The sequence below is a fragment of the Nocardiopsis alba DSM 43377 genome, from assembly GCF_000341225.1.
Classification (GTDB): Bacteria; Actinomycetota; Actinomycetes; order Streptosporangiales; family Streptosporangiaceae; genus Nocardiopsis; species Nocardiopsis alba.
Genome location: NZ_ANAC01000010.1, coordinates 454,209 through 472,619 on the forward strand (window position 1 = coordinate 454,209; position 18,411 = coordinate 472,619).

General features: G+C 69.1%; 16 protein-coding genes. 13 read left to right on the forward strand and 3 right to left on the reverse strand.

The window, feature by feature from the left end:
- The first annotated feature begins 198 nt into the window (after positions 1 to 198).
- The 8 genes from aceB (at position 199) to D451_RS0109335 (ending at position 9,916) form a co-directional block, all read left to right on the forward strand.
- Positions 199 to 1,803, forward strand: coding sequence for a malate synthase A (gene aceB / locus D451_RS0109300; RefSeq protein WP_014909994.1), 1,605 nt, complete (start codon positions 199 to 201; stop codon positions 1,801 to 1,803).
- Positions 1,804 to 2,040: 237 nt separating this feature from the next.
- Positions 2,041 to 3,528 carry an FAD-linked oxidase C-terminal domain-containing protein gene (locus D451_RS0109305; protein ID WP_014909222.1) on the forward strand — a complete coding sequence of 496 codons (1,488 nt, stop codon included), beginning with the start codon at positions 2,041 to 2,043 and terminating at the stop codon, positions 3,526 to 3,528.
- Positions 3,529 to 3,566: 38 nt separating this feature from the next.
- On the forward strand, positions 3,567 to 4,784 hold the full coding sequence (locus tag D451_RS0109310) for an FAD-binding oxidoreductase (RefSeq protein WP_017534197.1): 1,218 nt from the start codon (positions 3,567 to 3,569) through the stop codon (positions 4,782 to 4,784).
- A 39-nt stretch (positions 4,785 to 4,823) separates the two neighbouring features.
- Positions 4,824 to 6,158 carry a (Fe-S)-binding protein gene (locus D451_RS0109315; protein WP_014912932.1) on the forward strand — a complete coding sequence of 445 codons (1,335 nt, stop codon included), beginning with the start codon at positions 4,824 to 4,826 and terminating at the stop codon, positions 6,156 to 6,158.
- A 359-nt stretch (positions 6,159 to 6,517) separates the two neighbouring features.
- On the forward strand, positions 6,518 to 6,814 hold the full coding sequence (locus D451_RS0109320) for a lactococcin 972 family bacteriocin (RefSeq protein ID WP_014911983.1): 297 nt from the start codon (positions 6,518 to 6,520) through the stop codon (positions 6,812 to 6,814).
- A gap of 19 nt (positions 6,815 to 6,833) precedes the next feature.
- Positions 6,834 to 7,121: a lactococcin 972 family bacteriocin gene (locus D451_RS0109325; protein WP_017534198.1), complete on the forward strand. Its 288-nt coding sequence runs from the start codon at positions 6,834 to 6,836 to the stop codon at positions 7,119 to 7,121.
- 57 nt (positions 7,122 to 7,178) lie between these two features.
- Complete coding sequence (locus D451_RS0109330; protein WP_017534199.1) at positions 7,179 to 9,254, forward strand: bacteriocin-associated integral membrane family protein; 2,076 nt, start codon at positions 7,179 to 7,181, stop codon at positions 9,252 to 9,254.
- Between the two features lie 23 nt (positions 9,255 to 9,277).
- On the forward strand, positions 9,278 to 9,916 hold the full coding sequence (locus tag D451_RS0109335; protein ID WP_014910291.1) for an ABC transporter ATP-binding protein: 639 nt from the start codon (positions 9,278 to 9,280) through the stop codon (positions 9,914 to 9,916).
- 43 nt (positions 9,917 to 9,959) lie between these two features.
- Here the strand turns inward: D451_RS0109335 and dapF are convergent, their stop codons facing one another.
- A complete protein-coding gene (gene dapF / locus D451_RS0109340) occupies positions 9,960 to 10,784 on the reverse strand; it encodes a diaminopimelate epimerase (protein WP_017534200.1) in 825 nt (274 codons plus the stop codon).
- 84 nt (positions 10,785 to 10,868) lie between these two features.
- Here dapF and miaA point away from each other — a divergent pair, with 84 nt between their 5' ends.
- Positions 10,869 to 11,864 (forward strand): tRNA (adenosine(37)-N6)-dimethylallyltransferase MiaA, encoded by a 996-nt coding sequence (miaA, locus tag D451_RS0109345; RefSeq protein WP_017534201.1) that lies wholly within the window; start codon positions 10,869 to 10,871, stop codon positions 11,862 to 11,864.
- On the opposite strand, the gene D451_RS0109350 is transcribed toward miaA, so the two are convergent.
- Positions 11,849 to 12,577 (reverse strand): class III extradiol dioxygenase subunit B-like domain-containing protein, encoded by a 729-nt coding sequence (locus tag D451_RS0109350; protein ID WP_017534202.1) that lies wholly within the window; start codon positions 12,575 to 12,577, stop codon positions 11,849 to 11,851. The two genes, miaA and D451_RS0109350, sit on opposite strands and share 16 nt — an antisense overlap.
- 211 nt (positions 12,578 to 12,788) lie before the next feature.
- Between D451_RS0109350 and D451_RS0109355 the strand changes: the two genes are divergently transcribed.
- Positions 12,789 to 13,532 carry a TetR/AcrR family transcriptional regulator gene (locus D451_RS0109355; protein WP_017534203.1) on the forward strand — a complete coding sequence of 248 codons (744 nt, stop codon included), beginning with the start codon at positions 12,789 to 12,791 and terminating at the stop codon, positions 13,530 to 13,532.
- 19 nt (positions 13,533 to 13,551) lie between these two features.
- Complete coding sequence (locus D451_RS0109360) at positions 13,552 to 14,826, forward strand: cytochrome P450 family protein (protein ID WP_017534204.1); 1,275 nt, start codon at positions 13,552 to 13,554, stop codon at positions 14,824 to 14,826.
- 61 nt (positions 14,827 to 14,887) lie between these two features.
- Here D451_RS0109360 and miaB read toward each other — a convergent pair whose 3' ends face one another.
- Complete coding sequence (miaB, locus tag D451_RS0109365) at positions 14,888 to 16,354, reverse strand: tRNA (N6-isopentenyl adenosine(37)-C2)-methylthiotransferase MiaB (RefSeq protein ID WP_017534205.1); 1,467 nt, start codon at positions 16,352 to 16,354, stop codon at positions 14,888 to 14,890.
- 414 nt (positions 16,355 to 16,768) lie between these two features.
- On the opposite strand from miaB, the gene D451_RS0109370 reads away from it, so the two are divergent.
- Positions 16,769 to 17,512, forward strand: a complete 744-nt coding sequence (locus D451_RS0109370) for an amino acid ABC transporter ATP-binding protein (protein WP_014912957.1) — start codon at positions 16,769 to 16,771, stop codon at positions 17,510 to 17,512.
- Between the two features lie 57 nt (positions 17,513 to 17,569).
- On the forward strand, positions 17,570 to 18,379 hold the full coding sequence (locus D451_RS0109375) for a glutamate ABC transporter substrate-binding protein (protein WP_014911163.1): 810 nt from the start codon (positions 17,570 to 17,572) through the stop codon (positions 18,377 to 18,379).
- Positions 18,380 to 18,411: the final 32 nt, after the last annotated feature.

Sequence of the window (18,411 nt, forward strand, 5' to 3'; positions counted from 1 at the left end):
CTCTACAACCGGGATGGCCTACCGAAGTCCGAGCGAAGCCAAAGAAGTCCGATATTTCATGCAGAAGTTTGACGAATCTTCCCACATCGAAAACATCGCACGTCATGGGTACCGCGAGTGACATTGACCGCTTGACGTCAAGATAGTAGTTTCACTTCCACATACCAGAAGCTTGTTTCGTATTGCGGAAGGTTTTCCATGGGTGCCACGCACGGGGTCGAGATCACGGGCCCCCTCAACGACCGGTTCGACGAGATCCTCACCGACGACGCCCTCGCGTTCATCGCCGAACTGCACCGCGCTTTCGAGTCCCGCCGCCAGGAGCTGCTGGCCGCGCGTAAGACCCGCGAGGCTCAGATCGCGGCCGGGGAGGACCTCGACTTCCTCCCCGAGACCAAGCACATTCGCGAGGACGACGGCTGGAAGGTCGCTCCGCCCGCCCCGGGCATCACGGACCGCCGTGTGGAGATCACCGGCCCGACCGACCGCAAGATGACCATCAACGCGCTCAACTCCGGCGCGAAGGTGTGGCTGGCCGACTTCGAGGACGCCAACACCCCGCTGTGGGAGAACATGATCCAGGGGCAGCTCAACCTGCGCGACGCCCTGGACCGCGCCATCGACTTCACCTCCCCCCAGGGCAAGACCTACGCCCTCAAGGAGGACTCCGAGCTCGCCACGATCGTCGTGCGCCCGCGCGGCTGGCACCTGGACGAGAAGCACATCCTCGTCGACGGTCGGCGGACCAGCGGCGGCATCGTCGACTTCGCGCTGTACTTCTTCCACAGCGCCAAGCGTCAGATCGCCAAGGGCAAGGGCCCGTACTTCTACCTGCCGAAGATGCAGAGCCACCTCGAGGCCCGTCTCTGGAACGACATCTTCGTCCTGGCCCAGGAGCGTCTGGAGATCCCCCGCGGCACCATCCGCGCCACCTGCCTGATCGAGACCATCCCGGCCGCGTTCGAGATGGAGGAGATCCTCTACGAGCTGCGCGAGCACTCCGCCGGCCTCAACGCCGGTCGCTGGGACTACCTCTTCAGCATCATCAAGACGCACCGCACCCGCGGCCGCAAGTTCCTGCTGCCCGAGCGCAACGCCGTCACCATGACCGCCCCGATGATGCGCGCCTACACCGAGCTGCTGGTCAAGACCTGCCACAAGCGCGGCGCCCACGCCATCGGCGGTATGGCCGCCTTCATCCCCTCCCGCCGGGACGAGGAGGTCAACCGGAACGCCTTCGCCAAGGTCCGTGACGACAAGTCCCGCGAGTCCGGCGACGGCTTCGACGGCTCCTGGGTCGCGCACCCCGACCTGGTCCCGATCGCCCGTGAGATCTTCGACGGCGTCCTGGGCGACAGGCCCAACCAGATCGACAAGCAGCGCCCCGAGGTCGAGGTGACCGCCGCCGACCTGCTCGCCGTCGACAAGACCCCCGGCGGGATCACCCTCGCCGGCCTGCGCGGCAACATCAACGTCGCCCTGCAGTACCTGGCCGTGTGGATGGGCGGCAACGGCGCGGTGGCCATCCACAACCTCATGGAGGACGCCGCCACCGCCGAGATCTCCCGCTCCCAGATCTGGCAGTGGCTGCACAACGACGTCACCCTCGACGACGGCCCCAAGGTCACCGTCGAGCTGGTCAAGCAGACCATCGAGGAGGAGCTGGCCGCCATCAAGGCCTCGCTGGGCGACGCCTACGACGAGGACCTGTACAAGCAGGCCAAGGAGCTGTTCACCGAGGTCGCCCTGGACGACGACTACGTCGACTTCCTGACGCTGCCGGCCTACGAGCGCATGCCGTAGGTCCTCTCACGGGGAGACGGAGGCCTTCATCGCCCGAGGCCCTCGGCCCTCCCCGTGAGCGGTTGACCGCTCCCACAGCGCCCCTCGCTCCGGCGGGGGGCGCTTTCGCGTCTTCCGCGACACGGAAGGACGCTCCGACCCTTGAAAACGACGACTCCACGGTCGTACGGTCCCCTTGCGAGGTCGCAGTCGAAGGACACCCCCTGTCCGTCCTTCGATCGAACCCGGGAGGCGCCCATGGCCACGACCGCACCCACGACGAGTTCGACGGCCTTGGCCGACCTCGTCCCCCGGCTGCGGGAGATCTGCGGTGAGGACGGCGTCCTCACCGACCTCTCCCGGCGCCGGGTCTACGAGAGCGACGGACTCACCTACCACCGCGCCACACCGGGGGTGGTGGTCCTGCCGACCACGACCGGCCAGGTCGCCGCGGTCGTCTCCCTGTGCGCCGAGCACGGCGTCCCCTACGTCCCCCGCGGCGCGGGCACCGGCCTGTCGGCGGGAGCGCTCCCCCATGCCGAGGGCGTCCTCCTCGTCACCTCCCGCATGCGTCGGATCGTGGAGATCGACCTGGAGAACGAGTGCGCCGTGGTCGAGCCCGGAGTGGTCAACCTCGACATCACCCGCGCGGTGGCCCCGCACGGCTACTACTACGCGCCCGACCCCTCCAGTCAGCAGGTCTGTTCGGTGGGGGGCAACGTCGCGGAGAACTCCGGCGGGGCGCACTGCCTCAAGTACGGGTTCACCGCCGGCCACGTGCGCGGGCTGGAGATCGTCACCCCTTCGGGCGAGGTCGTGGAGTTGGGCGGCAAGGCGACCGGGGCGCACGGTTACGACCTGATCGGCGCGTTCATCGGTTCCGAGGGGACCCTGGGCGTGGCCACCCGGATCACGGTCTCCCTGACCCGTTCACCCGAGCGCACCGTGACCCTGCTGTCGGCCTTCACCTCGATGGACGCCGGCGGGGAGGCGGTGGGCGCGATCATCGCGGCCGGGGTCCTGCCCTCGGCGATCGAGATGATGGACGCTCTGGCCATCGAGGCGGCCGAGGCCGCGGTGGCCTGCGACTACCCGGCCGGCGCCGCCGCGGTGCTGGTGGTGGAGCTGGACGGCCCGGCCTCGGAGGTCGACACCCAGGTCGAACGGGTCGTCGCCCTGTGCGCGCGGAGCGGCGCCTTCGAGACGAGGACGGCGGACGGCCCCGAGGAGCGCGCCCTCATCTGGAAGGGACGTAAGTCCGCCTTCGCCGCCGTGGGGCGGATCAGCCCGGCCTACATCGTGCAGGACGGGGTGGTACCGCGCACCGCGTTGGGCGAGGTCCTGGGCCGGATCGCCGCGCTGTCCGCCGAGAGCGGCATCCGGGTGGCCAACGTCTTCCACGCCGGGGACGGGAACCTGCATCCGCTCGTCCTGTTCGACGACTCCGAACCGGGAGCCGGGGAACGGGCCGAGGAGGTGTCCGGGGCCATCCTCGACCTGTGCGTCGAGCACGGAGGGTCCATCACCGGCGAGCACGGTGTCGGCGTGGACAAGGCCTGCAAGATGCCGCGCATGTTCGGCGAGGCCGATCTGGAGACCTTCGAGCTGTTCCGGCGGGCGCTGAACCCGGCGGGGATCGCCAACCCGGGCAAGCTGCTGCCCACTCCGCGCCTGTGCGGGGAACGGCCGGGGGTGCGCACCGGCGTGCATCCGTTGGTGGAGTCGGGGGAGGCGGAACAGTTCTGAGCGATCGATCCGGGGTGGAAGAGGCGGGAAGGACGAGCGTGGACGATCCGGACGTGAAGGACGTCGCCCTGAGAGAGGGCACCGACGAGGACGCCATGTGCGGGGTCGTTCCCGCGAGGGTGGCCCGCCCCGAGAACGTCGGAGCCCTGGCCGACCTGCTGGCGGCCGCGCGGGAGTCGGGGCTCACCGTCGCCGCGCGGGGCGGCGGCACGGCGATGGACTGGGGGACGGCGCCCCGTTCCCTGGACCTTCTGGTGGACACCTCGGGGCTGTCCTGGATCGACCACAACGCCGGCGACCTGGTGGTGGAGGTCGGCGCGGGAACGCCGGTCGCCGATCTGGAGCGTGTCCTGGCCGAGGCCGGTCAGCGGCTCTCCTACGATCCGGTGCGTTCGGGAGGCACCGTGGGAGGCGCCCTGGCCACCGGACTGAGCGGTCCCGGGCGGCTGCTCGCCGGGGCGTTGCGCGACCTGGTGATCGGGATGACCGTGGTGCGCGCCGACGGGGTGGTCGCCCGGAGCGGCGGCCGGGTGGTCAAGAACGTGGCCGGATACGACCTGGCCAAACTGCACACCGGTGGCTACGGGACCCTGGGGATCATCGTCTCGGCGACCTTCCGGCTGCATCCGAGGCCACCGGCGGTCCGTCTGGTGAGCGCCCCGGCCCCCTCCCCCGAGGCGGTGGAGCGGGCGGCGGCCGCCCTGCGCGCGAGCACGGTGGTGCCCTCGGCCGTGGAGTCGATACACCCTCTGGCGGGACCACCACGTCTGTACGTGCTTCTGGAGGGCACCGAGGAGGGGACGACGGAACGCGCGGACGTGACCGCGCGGGCCCTGGGCGGCACCGGGGTGGAGGTGGCCGAGGCGACGCCTCCCGGTTGGGGACTCGTACCGGACGAGGGCTGTCTGATCCGTGTCCTGGCACCTCCCGCGGAGCTGCCCGGGCTCGTCCACGATCTGGTGGCGGCGGCCGATCGCCTCGGGGGCCGGGTCGGGGCGACCGCTTCGCTCCCCGCCGGGACCCTGTACCTGTACACCGCTCCGGGGGCCTCCGCCGAGGCGGTCTCCTCGCTCTTGGAGAGGGCCCGCTCCGGCTCCGGGAGGTCCGCGACCCTCCTGCGCGCCGAACCCCACGTACGCGACGCCGACGTCGATGTCTGGGGCGAGGTTCCGGGACTGGCCCTCATGCGCGCGATCAAGGACTCCCTGGACCCCGACCACCGTCTGTCCCCCGGCCGTTTCGCGGGCGGGATCTGAGCCATGGACCACACGCCCCGTACCCCCTCGGAGGACTCCGTGACCGATCGACCGGACGAGAGCACGATCGCCCCCGGCCCCGAACGGTCCTTCGGCGACCTGCTCGGGGACTGTGTCCACTGCGGTTTCTGTCTGCCGACCTGCCCCACCGACGTCCTGTGGGGGCAGGAGATGGACTCGCCCCGCGGTCGTATCCACCTCATGGGACAGATGCACGAGGACGACGTGCTCACCGAGACCGCGGTCGGGCACTTCGACAACTGTCTGGGTTGTCTGGCGTGTGTGTCCGCCTGTCCCTCGGGGGTGGCGTACGACGCCCTGATCGAGCACACACGTCATCGGGTGGAGACCGAGTACGAGCGGCCTCGCGGGGAGCGCCTCCTGCGCGAGGCGGTGTTCTCCCTCTTCCCGCATCGGGGGCGCCTACGGGCGCTGCGCGGACCGTTGCGCGCCTACCAGGCCACCGGGGTCTCCTCCCTGGTGCGCCGTTCGGGCCTGTTGGACCGTCTCTCGCCCGGTCTGGCCGCCATGGAGCGGGTCGCTCCGAGGCTGTCCTCTCCCCCGCCGCCGCTGCCCGAGCTCGTGCCCGCCGTGGGCGAGCGCCGTGCGCGTGTGGGCATGCTGGTGGGTTGTGTCCAGGGAGCGTTCTTCCCCGAGGTCAACACCGCGACCGCCCGGGTCCTGGCTCTGGAGGGGTGCGAGGTGGTGATCCCGCGCTCTCAAGGCTGCTGTGGCTCCCTCTCCTCGCACTCCGGCCGTCTGGAGGAGGCGGTGGACTTCGCCAAGGGGCTCATCGAGGTGTTCGAGGCGCGCCAGGTGGAGCGGATCGTGGTCAACTCCGCCGGTTGCGGCTCCGGCATGAAGCACTTCGACCGGACCATGGCGGAGGCCGGTGAGAGCCGGGCCTGGGTGGATCGTGCCCGCGCGGTGTCGGAGAGGGTGGTGGATCTGGCCGAGTTCCTCGTGGATCTGGGCCCCCGCGCGGAGCGTCACCCCCTTCCGGTCCATGTGGCCTACCACGACGCCTGCCATCTCTCCCATGGCCAGGGCGTCACCGCCCAGCCCCGTGAGCTGCTTCGCGGGATCCCGGGGCTGACCGTGTCCGACCTGCCGAACCGGGAGGTCTGTTGTGGTTCGGCAGGTGTGTACAACCTGCTCCGTCCGGAGGCGGCGAACGCCTTGGGCGACCGGAAGGGCGAGGACGTGGCCTCGACCGGGGCGCGGGTCCTGGTGTCGGGGAACCCCGGCTGCTCCTTGCAGATCGCGGCGGCGATGGAGCGCGCCGGAAGGCCGGTGGTGGTGACCCATACCGCCCGTGTCCTGGACGCCTCCCTGCGCGGTCTGGGCGTGGAAGGGCTGCTCGGTTCCGGGTGATACCCGTGTGACGGAATACCCTTAACGAGATTCAACGAGAAACATCAATGTCGGGAGAAGAATCCCGACATGGGCGTACCGATAGCTTGGTACATATGTATCTCGTAGCCACATTCGGCCTTATGCATTTGCAGACATCTTGAGCTGCACGAACGACACACCGGGTCACCTCATGCATACGCGAGGAAAACTCGAACAAATCCATAAATGATCTCACCATCCCCCTCTCCACCTGCGGATATTCATTCGACTCGACCGCGTACACCCCGATCCGACTCGATTGACTCCAGAGAAAAGGGAGGCATAATTATTTTCAGGGCGACCGAAGGACCGTCCTGAATCCCCCACAGAAGGAAACCATGAGCAGAACGAAGAGAGCGATCGTCACCTTACTGGTCGCGGCGGGCATCGGCGTGGGAAGCGCGGGTGTCGCCTCGGCGGCCGTCGAATACGTGGGAGGTGGCGTCTGGGATCACGGCATCGTCTCCGACCGTGTCTACTCGAACTACCTCCACGACAGCAGGTGCCACGGTTCCACCGCCGTGGGAATTCGCACCGTCCGGTCCGCGAACACCGGAGCCGGCCTGTGGTCACGGGCGAGCGTCCAAAAGGCGAACACCAACAACCAGACGTACTGGCGTAATACCTGTGGCTGACCGAACAGGAGAATCCCCCATGAGACTCACCGAGTACCTCTTCGTGACCACACTGCTGACCGCGGGGATCGCCGCCGGTTCCGCCTCCGCCGCGAACGCGAGCAGCCCCGTCTGGAATTACGGCGTCACCGGCGCCGGGTTGTCGGGAACCAGCTACTCGCACTACTACCACCCCACCGCGTGCCATGGCGCCACCGCCGTGGGCCGCACGACCGTGCGCACCCCCGACGTCAGGGCCGGTGCCTGGGCCCGCGCCGACGCGCCCAGGGCGATCGCCAACAACCAGGCCTACCGCCGCACCTGCTGACCCCCATGATCCGGCCCGCCGGCGCCGAGCACCGGCGGGCCTTCGACAGGACCCCCCGTGCCCGACCGAACACTCACCTTCGCCTACACGGCCTGTGCCGTGTTCGCCGTGGTCATCGCCTTCCTCCTGGCCACGACCGCCGAACGCACCCTCTTCGTGCTCGAGGACTCCCCCGTCGTGTGGATCACCGAGAACGACGGGAGCCACGACACCGACGAGGTGGCCGCCACCGTCCAGCGTGTGGCCGACGAACACGACGCCGCGATCGGTTACGCCATCGCGGACGTCCGAGAGCCGACGACCAGGATCCACCTGTACCTGGCCGTGTCCGACCCCGACTCCCGCCACGCGGCCTGGTCCGAGGAGGGATATCCGACCTTCGGCCGCGGGTTCACCATCGACACCCACCCCATCGCCGACTTCGGCGATGTCGGCCCCAACGGCCACTACCTCGTCCTGGACGCGCCCGAGGCGGAAGAGGCCCTGCGGACCGAACTGGCCGCGCTCGGGCTCCATGAGGCTCCGGGTACACAGGCCGTCCGGATGTGGCACTACTTCACCGGCGGCCACCTGTTCCATCTTCTGATGGTCGCCCTGCTCGGGACGGTGACGGCGGCGGGCGCCGGCGTACTGCTCGGCTCCCGCGACTACGGGGTCATGCGTCTCCAAGGGCGCTCGTACCCATCGATCCTGGGCCACGACCTGCTCAGGACGGCCCGATCGACGGCCGTGGCTCTCGCGGTGATCGTCCTCGGCACACTCGTGTTCCTGGGCTGGTACAACGAATGGAACCAACTGGGGTTCTACTCCCGGACGGCCCTCCTCTTCCTCGGCGCTCTCACCGTTCCCTGCCTGCTGGTGCACGCGGCGACCCTGGCACTGGTGCACACCACGCGCATCCTGCCATCGCTCAAGGGGCGGCTCCCCCTGAAGGCGACGACCACGGCGATCTACCTGGTCAGAGCGCCCTCTCTCGTCCTGGCCCTGATCATCCTCGGGGGCGTGGCCTCCTATTCCCAGAACGTCCGCGACCTGGAGACGGCGCTGGAACTGCACGAGGAACAGGGCGAGACCTCCTTCCCATCGCTCAGCGCGAACTACGGCTGGGCCGACGATGAGGCCGTCGACGAGGAACTCGGCCCTTGGCTGCGCGAGGTCGACGCCTCGGGGGACATGGTGTTGGCCGTACACGGATATCCACTGCTGTCGACGCCCTACGATCCGCGGCCGTCCGGCGCGGCGTCTCCGGAACCTCCACTGCTCATCGTCAACGACACCTATCTGGCCGAACAGGAGGTGCTCTCGCCCACCGGTGAACCGTACGGCCCCGATGAGGACGTTCGCGTCCTGGTCCCCGAGAGCGCCACCCTCGACACCGAGGAGCTGGTCGAAGCGGTCCGGAGCCAGTGGGTCGAGACCTCGGACGCCTCCGACGTCGCCCTCGAGATCGAGGTGTTGCCGGCCGCCGCCGAGCAGACCCTGTTCACCTACTCGGCCAAGCGTTCCGACGCTCCACGGCCCTACCTGCCCCTGCTGTACGAGCCGGTCATGGTCGTCCTGCCCAACGGCGGTGTGCTCTCCGACGGCGCCTATGTCTCTCACATGACCCGGGGGTCCACGATCTTCCCCGACCCGGAGGTCGTGACGGAGTACCGGGACCGCGTCCCCGAGGCCTCGCGCTACCTGGCCATGGTGGAGACGCTCTCCACGAGCGCGCGGGACGAGCTCGCTCGTCATCTGATCGTGCTGCGCGGTGAGCTGTTCAACCTGGTGGGGGTCGCGGTGGTCCTCCTTCTCACCGGTATGGCGGCGTGCGTCGTCCACGTGCGCACGCGGGCCCAGGAGATCTTCGTCCGGCACATCAGCGGATGGACCTTCCTCGCGACCCACCGACGCCTACTGCTCGTCGAGGGCGCCCTCGCCCTGGGTTTCCCGGGCTGGGCCACGTGGGACACGCTCCGTCGACTCGCGGTCACCTCCGACCCCATGTACGGCGGTCCTCTGGAGGCCGCTCCCAGTGGGGCCGAGCCGTTCTACGCCCTGGGGATCGCGTTGGTCTGCCTGTCGGCCACCATCGCGGCACTGGCCCTCTTCCACCGTCGCATCGTCCGTGAAGGCGCCTCCCAGGCCTGAGGCCCGAAGAGACCGAGGAACCCATGATCACCCTGAACAAGCTCACGAAGTCCTTCGGCGCGCGCACGCTGTGGGAGGACCTCGACCTGAGCGTCGAACCCGGGCGGATGCTCGCCCTGGTCGGCGCCAGCGGCTCCGGGAAGACCACCCTGCTCAACTGCATGGGCCTATTGGAGAGGCCCAGTGGAGGGAGCGTCCGTTTCCGGGACACCGACGTCACCCGACTGGGCCCCGGGGGACAGCGCCGATTCCGACGTGACCACCTGGGCTACCTGTTCCAGGACTACGCCCTGATCGAAAACGCCACGGTGAAGGCCAACCTCGACGTGGCCGCGCGCCGGGGAGACCGGTCCGACACCGCGGAGGCGTTGGAGCGGGTGGGGCTGGGCGGACGCGAAAAGGAGAAGGTGCACCACCTGTCCGGTGGGGAACAGCAGCGCGTGGCCCTGGCACGTCTGATCGTCAAACGACCGTCGCTGGTGTTGGCCGACGAGCCCACCGGGGCCCTGGACCACGCCAACGGGGCGATGGTCGTGGACGTCCTGCGCCGGATGAGCCGCGAGGGTCGTGCCGTGGTCATCGCCACACACGACGACGCCGTCCGTGACGCCTGCGACGTCGCCTTCGACGTGTCCACACTGAGGATGTTCTCTCCCCACTGACCGGACCTCGCCGTCCCGAGGGCCTTCCCGGGACGGCGAGGGTTCAGATCAGGGAGGTCTCGCCCTCGGCGACGATGACGGCGGGGCCGCTCAGACGGGCGCCGGAGGCGTCCAGCTCGACGGTGCACTCGCCTCCCAGGACACGGACACGCCAGGTGGCGCTCTGCCCTTCGGGGGTCGCCGCGGCCGCGGTGGCCACGATTCCGGTCCCGCAGGAACGGGTCTCGCCGGAGCCGCGCTCGTACACGCGCATGTCCAGCACACCGGGGGCGACCCGGTTGTACAGCTCGACGTTGGCTCCCTCGGGAAAGTCGTCCGCGTCGAGTTCGGGCGGGCGGGACAGGTCGAGGTCGGCGACCGGCTCGTCTATCTCGCAGGCCAGGTGCGGGTTGCCCACGGAGATCTGGGCTCCGTGGACGACCCCGCGGGCGAGCCCGGCCGAGGAGACGCCCTGACGCTCCACGCGCCCCATGTCTATGGTGATGTCGCCGTTCGCCTCGACGGTGACCCCCTTGGCCCCGTCACGGGTCCCGATCTCGAAACGGTCCGAGTCGACGAGGCCGACGTGCAACAGGTAGCGGGCGAAGACCCGGACCCCGTTCCCGCACATCTCCGCGATGCTGCCGTCCGCGTTGCGATAGTCCATGAACCACTCGGCCCGTTCGGCGGTCCGCGCGGCCGGGGCCAGCGTCTCGCCGAGCACACGCGTGCGCACCACTCGTAGGACACCGTCGCCGCCGATGCCCGCTCGGCGGTCGCACAGTGACCGGACGTCCTCCTTCGTGAGTTCGAGCTCCCCGTCCGGGTCGGGGAGGATCACGAAGTCGTTCTCTGTTCCGTGGCCCTTGGCGAATCGCATGTCGACCATCCTAAAACCGTATTTCCGGGCCGCCGACAGGCGCGAACACTCCACCTGGACGCGTGGCGTCCTCGGCGTGACTACGCTGGAGGGATGATCAAGGTGATCGCGGTCGTGGGCCCGACCGCTGTGGGCAAGTCGGACCTGGCCGTCGATCTCGCCTCCCGGTTGGAGGAACGTACGGGGCGTCGCGGCGAGGTGATCAACGCCGACTCGATGCAGCTCTACCGCGGTATGGACATCGGTACCGCCAAGCTCCCCGAGTCCGAGCGCCGGGGCGTGCCGCACCATCTCCTGGACATCTGGGAGGTGCACGAGCCCGCCGACGTGGCCAGCTACCAGACGCTGGCCCGCGAGCGGGTGGAGGATTGCGCCGACCGTGACGTCGTCCCCATCCTGGTGGGCGGGTCCGGCCTGTACGTGCGCGCGGTCCTGGATCACATGGACTTCCCCGGCACCGACCCCGAGGTACGGGCCCGACTCGAGGCCGAGTTGGCCGACGTCGGCCCCGGTCTGCTGCACGCCCGTCTGGCCGAGGCCGACCCGGCCGCGGCCCGCACCATCCTGCCCGGCAACGGGCGTCGGATCGTCCGGGCCCTGGAGGTCATCGAGCTCACCGGGCGGCCCTTCACCGCCAACCTGCCCGACCACACCTCCTTCTATCCGTGCGTCCAGTTGGGTCTGACGGCCCCTCGGCCGGAGTTGGACGAACGCATCGACCTGCGTGTGGAGCGGATGTGGGACGGGGGTCTTCTGGAGGAGGTGCGCCGGTTGGACCCGCTCGGCCTACGGGAGGGTCGTACCGCCTCCAAGGCCCTCGGATACGCGCAGGCGCTGTCCCAGCTGGACGGTGATCTCACCGAGGCCGAGGCCAAGGAGAGCACCGCGCGGGCCACCCGCAGGTTCGCCCGCCGACAGGAGTCCTGGTTCCGCCGCGACCCTCGGGTGCGCTGGCTGCCCTACGACGCCCCGAACCTGGTGGAGCGGGCGATGACCCAGGTCGAGTCGGCCCTGTCCGATCGTGTCGAGGAGGAGTCGGGCGAGGCCCTGGTGGACGTGGCCACCATGCTCCCCTACTCCCGGAGCTGAGCCCCCGGGGCCTCGGCCCCGTCGAAGTCGCTCCCGATCCAGGTGGCGACGAGGTATCCGACTCCGTAGGGCGCTTCGTAGGCGATCGTCTCTCCCTCGAAGGGCGCCCCCTCCGTCGCTCCGGCCAGGACCTGCCAGGCGGGGCGACCCGCGACCATGAGCTCGCGCGCCGTGTCGACCGTGAGTCCGGCCAGGTACGGAGCGTCGGCGCGGGCCAGGGCCTCGGCGACCGCGTCGTCGTAGGGCACGGCCCGTTCGTCCACGTACCCGGGTGAGTGTTCGTCGCGGCGCGCGCTGCCGTCCCCCATGACCAACAGGGCGACCCGTTCCGCCTCTCCCGCCAGCTCGCGACCCAGTTCCGCCGCGCGTTCCGGGGTGGTGTCCGCGGGCAGCTCCAGGTAGCCGTCGGGGACCGTGCCCGCGCGTTCGGCCAGTCGACGACCCACCGTCGCGGCCAACCCCAGTACCCCGGGGGCGGGTCCCACCCGCACGTCGACCCCATAGGCCGTCAGGTCTCCCCCGGCGTCCGATCCGTGACGCCGTTCGGAGTCCCCCCGCCCCACCACGTGGAGCCGGTCGGCCCCGCTCTTCACGAGCAGGGCGACGGCCCGGTCGCAGGCGGCGCGCAGAGGGTCGAGCTCGGCGGCCGCGCCCTGGGCGACCTCGGGGAACAGGACGGGCGGATGAGGGCACACGGCGGCGGCGATCAGCACAAGGGCGAGGCTATCGCTCCGAGCCCCGTCCGGTGCCCGCACACCCCTTGTGGACGGGCACCTTCCGACCTACTCTTGACCGTGTGACCAGATTTGAAATCTGGTCACATGGTCAAAGACGATCGGCTCGGGAGCGGAGGTGCGGATATGGTCATCGCGTCAGCGCCGGTGGGGACCCCCGTCGGCGGTCCCCGAGCCGAAGGAGTCGTCCGTGACCCGGCCCACCGAGAAGCCCACCGACCGACGCGAACTGCGGGCCGACCGCATCCTCGACGCGGCGGGGGAACTGATGCTGGCCTGGGGGGACCGCAAGGTCACCATCGAGGACGTCGCCCGACGGGCCGGGGTCGGCAAGGGCACCGTCTACCTGCACTTCTCCACCAAGGAGATCCTCCTGCTGACCGTCGTCATGCGGGCCCAACTGGCGATGATGGAACGGATCCTGGCGTCCATGCGAAAGGATCCCGAGCACGTACGTCCCAGCGAGGTGGCGGGCCGGATGTACCGGGAGCAGTTCGACTCGCCCATCATGCGCTTCGTCCTGACCTCGGGGACGAACCCGCTCCACCGGCTCACGGAGGACGCGAGGGAGCTGGTCGGCGAGACCGTCGCCTACCGCTGGCGGACCCTGTTCGAGTACTGGGAACTGCTGCGCGAACACGGGGTCATCGCCGCCGACGCGGACACCGGGGAGCAGGTCTACGCCTACAGCACCACGGTGATCGGCCATCTCATGGCCGAACCCCTCCTGCGCGAGCAGGGGCTCATCCCGCCCGGCCAAGAGGCCCGGGCCCTCCTCTTGACCCGAAGCGTCCGCTCCCTCCTCGAACGGGAGACGGTCCCGAACACGGAGATGCGAGCGCTGCAACCGAAGGTCGTCGCCCTCTTCGAACGACTGGCCGAGCGCCTGAGGACGGAGATCGGCGAGCAGAAACGCGTCGAACGCGCCCCCTGAAACCCCGAAGGAGACCCCGATGACCGGCACGGCACGGAAGCGACCCGATCCCGCCTTCCTCGAGCTCGACCACGAGTTCGCCCACGATCCCCACACCGCCCTGGAGCGCGTCCGTGCCGCCGGAGGCTCCATGCCGGGCTCCCTGCGAGGCGCCCCCGCCCGGCTGTTCGTCGACGACGCCGACGTGCGCACCATCCTGAGCGACCGGCGTTTCGTAGTGGACTCCGCCTCCCTGGCCCCGTCATCGGATGAGGGCGCCGCCCTCTCCCGTGACGAGCTGCTGCGGCACCTGGGCATGGAACCCGATCTGGTCGTCTACATCACCCAGGGGCTCCTGGACAAAGACGGGATCGACCACGTCCGTCTGCGCAAGCTGGTCTCACGCGCCTTCACCGTGCGCCGGGTGCGGGAGATGCGTCCCAAGGTCCAGGCCATCGCCGACCGGCTTCTGGAGGAGCTTCCCGACCACGCCGAGGACGGCTCGGTCGACCTGTTGGAGCACTTCGCCTACCCCCTGCCCATCGCGGTGATCTGCGACCTCGTCGGCGTCCCCGAGGAGGAACGCGAGGTGTGGCGGCGTTGGAGCCACACCTTGACCTCCTTCGCCCTCGACGATCCGGCCCTGCTCAACCGGACCATCGGGGCCCTGGTCGAGGCCGCCCGGCGACTGATCGTCGGCCACCGGGAGCGGGAGTACGACGACCTCCTGGCCGATCTGGTCCGGATCAGCGACGACGACGGCGACCGTCTGTCGGAGGACGAGCTGATCACCATGATCTTCAGTCTCGTCATCGCCGGACACGAGACCACGGCCGGCCTCATCGGCAACGGCACCCACGCCCTGCTCACCCACCCCGAACAGCTCTCCCTGCTCAAGGACGATCCGACGCTGCTGCCCTCGGCCGTCCACGAGCTACTGCGCTGGTGCGGCCCGGTCTTCCAGACCCGGATGCGCTACCCCACCGAGGACGTCGAACTCCGCAGCGGCACGGCGCGACGTGGGGAGGCCGTCATCGCGATGATCTCGGGCGCGAATCGGGACCCGGAGGCCCACCCCGAACCCGAGCGGCTCGACGTCACCAGGCACCGCGGCCGCCCCGGAGAGGCCCACGTGGCGTTCGGCCACGGACTGCACTACTGCCTGGGGGCGGCTCTGGCCCGCATGGAGGGCGAGGTGGCCTTCGGTTCACTGACCTCGACCTTCCCCGACCTTTCCCTGGACCCGGCCCGGCCGCCCGTACGTCGGCCCAACCCGGGGTTCAACCGTTTCGAGGACCTGTACGTGCGCCTGTGATCCTCCTCCGGACATGGATGAGGCCCCCGGTGGACACCGGGGGCCTCGGAGCACGAACGGATCAGAGGTCGCAGCAACCGCCGGCCGGGGCCGGCTGCTCCTCGGGCACCCCGATCCGGGGCATCCCCAACATCACGTCGGGCTTCTCGATCTTCACCGGCCGCCCCTGACGGGCGTCCCAGGCGTCGCCGGCACGGGTACGGCGCAGGGAGCGGATCCCGGAGTCGGCGACCAGGTGGTGCGGGGCCGCGTAGGTCACCTCGACGGTGACCATGTCGCCGGGGCGGGGCTCCTCGGAGTCGCCCACGGCGAAGTGCACGAGCCGGTTGTCGGGGGCCCGGCCGGACAGACGACGGTGCTCGCCGTCCTTCTTGCCCTCGGCCTCGGCCACCATCAGCTCGACCTCGCGGCCGACCAGCCGCTGGTTCTCCTCCCAGGAGATCCGGTCCTGGAGGGCGACCAGGCGCTGGTAGCGCTCCTTGACGACCTCCGGGGGGACCTGGTCCTCCATGGTGGCGGCCGGGGTTCCGGGACGCTTGGAGTACTGGAAGGTGAACGCCATCGCGAACCGGGACTCCCGGACCACGTGCAGCGTCTCCTCGAAGTCCTCCTCGGTCTCGCCGGGGAAGCCCACGATGATGTCGGTGGTCAGCGCGGCGTCCGGCATGGCGGCGCGCACCTTCTCCACGATGCCGAGGAAACGCTCCTGGCGGTAGGAACGGCGCATCGCCTTGAGCACCTTGCTGGAACCCGACTGCAACGGCATGTGCAGCTGCGGCATGACGTTGGGGGTCTCGGCCATCGCCTCGATGACGTCGTCGGTGAAGTCGCGCGGATGCGGAGAGGTGAAGCGGACCCGCTCCAGCCCCTCGATCTCGCCGCAGGCGCGCAGCAGCTTGGAGAAGGCCTGTCGGTCCCCGAACTCACTGCCGTAGGCGTTGACGTTCTGGCCCAGCAGGGTCACCTCGGTGACGCCCTCCTCGACCAGGGCCCGCACCTCGGCGAGCACGTCGCCGGGGCGGCGGTCCTTCTCCTTGCCGCGGAGTGCGGGCACGATGCAGAAGGTGCAGGTGTTGTTGCACCCGACCGAGATCGAGACCCAGGCGGCGTAGGCGGACTCCCGACGGCTGGGCAGCGTGGACGGGAAGTGCTCCAACGACTCGGCGATCTCGACCTGCGCCTCCTTCTGGACGCGCGAACGCTCCAGGAGGGCCGGCAGGGAACCGATGTTGTGCGTTCCGAACACCACGTCCACCCAGGGGGCGCGGCGCACGATCTCCCCGCGGTCCTTCTGCGCCAGACATCCGCCCACGGCGATCTGCATCCCGGGGTTGGCGTCCTTGACCGGACGCAGATGCCCCAGGTTGCCGTAGAGGCGGTTGTCCGCGTTCTCCCGGACCGCACAGGTGTTGAAGACGACGATGTCTGCGGTGGTGTCCTCGGCTGCGCGCGCGTACCCAGCGTCCTCCAGCAGACCGGAGAGGCGCTCGGAGTCGTGGACGTTCATCTGGCAGCCGTAGGTCCGCACTTGGTAGGTACGACTCTGGCTCACCCTCCCAGGCTATCCGTTCCCCGACGACGTCCGTGCCGCCGCGAGAGGCGGGCCCGTGGGCGGGCGGGCTCTTCGGAACACCGTGCCGAAAAGGAGATGGACCCGGAATCGGCCCGCACATAATCCCCCTTTTCCCGATGTCGGGAGTGACCGTCTTCGGTCACGGGTATCTCCGAGACCGATCGAGATCGTTCAACAATCACCGGAGATCTCCTGGAAGCGCGACCGGAACTCTCCGGAAGACGGGATCAACACAGAGTGCGACAGGAACGAATCCATGCGTCACGGTGCATAACGGTTTCGCGGATTCCGTCGTAACAAGTCTGCTACTCCGGGGTCAGGTGGCGTTTTCGTGATGACACGGCAACATGGACCCATTAAGTTCCGAACATGACCTCAACTCCTCTCGTCGTGCTGGAGAACGTCAACAAGCACTTCGGCGACCTGCACGTGCTCCGCGACATCGATCTGACGGTTAACTCCGGCGAGGTGGTAGTCGTCATCGGTCCGTCCGGATCCGGCAAGTCGACGCTGTGCCGCACGATCAACCGGCTCGAGACGATCGACTCCGGCACCATCACCCTGGACGGACAGCCACTCCCCGCCGAAGGCCGCGGACTCGCCAAACTGCGCAGCGACGTCGGCATGGTGTTCCAGTCCTTCAACCTGTTCGCGCACAAGACCGTGCTCCAGAACGTGACGCTGGGACCGCTGAAGGTACTCCGACAGTCGAAGTCCGAGGCCGAGGCACGCGGCATGGAACTGCTCGACCGGGTACGGATCGGCAACCAGGCCCACAAGTACCCGGCGCAGCTCTCCGGCGGCCAGCAACAGCGTGTGGCCATCGCGCGCGCCCTGGCGATGAACCCGAAGGTGATCCTCTTCGACGAGCCGACCTCGGCTCTGGACCCCGAGATGGTCCAAGAGGTCCTCGACGTCATGACCGACCTCGCGAGCGAGGGCATGACCATGGTCGTGGTGACGCACGAGATGGGCTTCGCCCGCCGTGCGGCCAACCGCGTCGTCTTCATGGCCGACGGCCAGATCGTCGAGGAGAACACCCCCGACGAGTTCTTCACCTCCCCCCGGTCCGAGCGGGCCAAGGACTTCCTGTCCAAGATCCTGACCCACTAGCTCGACCGCCAAGGTTCCCTCGTGTTCTTCGCACGCTCTCAGGAAGAGGTACCCCACATGCGAGCACGTCGCTCCACCAAGATCATCGGTAGCGTCGCCGCCCTGGCCATGGCCGCCGCCCTCACGGCGTGCAGTGGCGACAGCGACACGATCCGTATCGGTGTCAAGTACGACCAGCCCGGCCTCGGTCTCGACGAGGGCGGCACCCCCGTCGGCTTCGACGTCGACGTCGCCACCTACATCGCCGAGCACCTCGGTTACACGGAGGACCAGATCGAGTGGTCGGAGGCCGCCTCCGCCAACCGCGAGTCCTTCCTCCAGCAGGGCACGGTCGACATGATCCTGGCGACCTACTCGATCACCGACGAGCGCCGTGAGGTCGTCGACTTCGCCGGCCCGTACTACGTCGCGCAGCAGGACATCCTGACCGCGGCCGACGACACCGACATCGAGTCCCCCGAGGACCTCGACGGCAAGGTGCTCTGCTCGGCCTCCGGTTCGCGTTCGGCCAACAACATCGTCGACGACATGGGCATCGGCGCCGAGCTCCGCGAGGCCGGCAACTACTCCGAGTGCCTGGAGCTGCTGAGCAACGGCACCGTCGCCGCGGTCACCACCGACAACACCATCCTCGCCGGTTTCGCCGCGCAGAACCCCGGCAACTACCGCATGACGAACAACCCGTTCGGCGAGGAGCAGTACGGCGTCGGTCTCCCCAAGGGCTCGACCGAGCGCTGCGAGGAGATCAACGAGGCCATCACCCAGATGTGGGACGACGGCTCGGCCGCTCAATTCCTCGAGGACGCCTTCGGCGAGACCGACTTCGCCTACGAGGAGTCCACCCCCGAACTCGCGCCCTGCGCCTGAGAGTCCCTTAACTGACCACGCGCCCGTAGCGG

What these genes read in the sequence shown, in the direction of transcription:
- D451_RS0109335 (WP_014910291.1), top strand. Translation starts at nt 9,278, where the DNA reads ATGATCACCCTGAACAAGCTCACGAAGTCCTTCGGCGCGCGCACGCTG.
- miaA (WP_017534201.1), top strand. Translation starts at nt 10,869, where the DNA reads ATGATCAAGGTGATCGCGGTCGTGGGCCCGACCGCTGTGGGCAAGTCG.
- aceB (WP_014909994.1), top strand. Translation starts at nt 199, where the DNA reads ATGGGTGCCACGCACGGGGTCGAGATCACGGGCCCCCTCAACGACCGG.
- D451_RS0109325 (WP_017534198.1), top strand. Translation starts at nt 6,834, where the DNA reads ATGAGACTCACCGAGTACCTCTTCGTGACCACACTGCTGACCGCGGGG.
- D451_RS0109305 (WP_014909222.1), top strand. Translation starts at nt 2,041, where the DNA reads ATGGCCACGACCGCACCCACGACGAGTTCGACGGCCTTGGCCGACCTC.
- D451_RS0109370 (WP_014912957.1), top strand. Translation starts at nt 16,769, where the DNA reads ATGACCTCAACTCCTCTCGTCGTGCTGGAGAACGTCAACAAGCACTTC.
- D451_RS0109320 (WP_014911983.1), top strand. Translation starts at nt 6,518, where the DNA reads ATGAGCAGAACGAAGAGAGCGATCGTCACCTTACTGGTCGCGGCGGGC.
- D451_RS0109375 (WP_014911163.1), top strand. Translation starts at nt 17,570, where the DNA reads ATGCGAGCACGTCGCTCCACCAAGATCATCGGTAGCGTCGCCGCCCTG.
- D451_RS0109360 (WP_017534204.1), top strand. Translation starts at nt 13,552, where the DNA reads ATGACCGGCACGGCACGGAAGCGACCCGATCCCGCCTTCCTCGAGCTC.
- dapF (WP_017534200.1), bottom strand. Translation starts at nt 10,784, where the DNA reads ATGGTCGACATGCGATTCGCCAAGGGCCACGGAACAGAGAACGACTTC.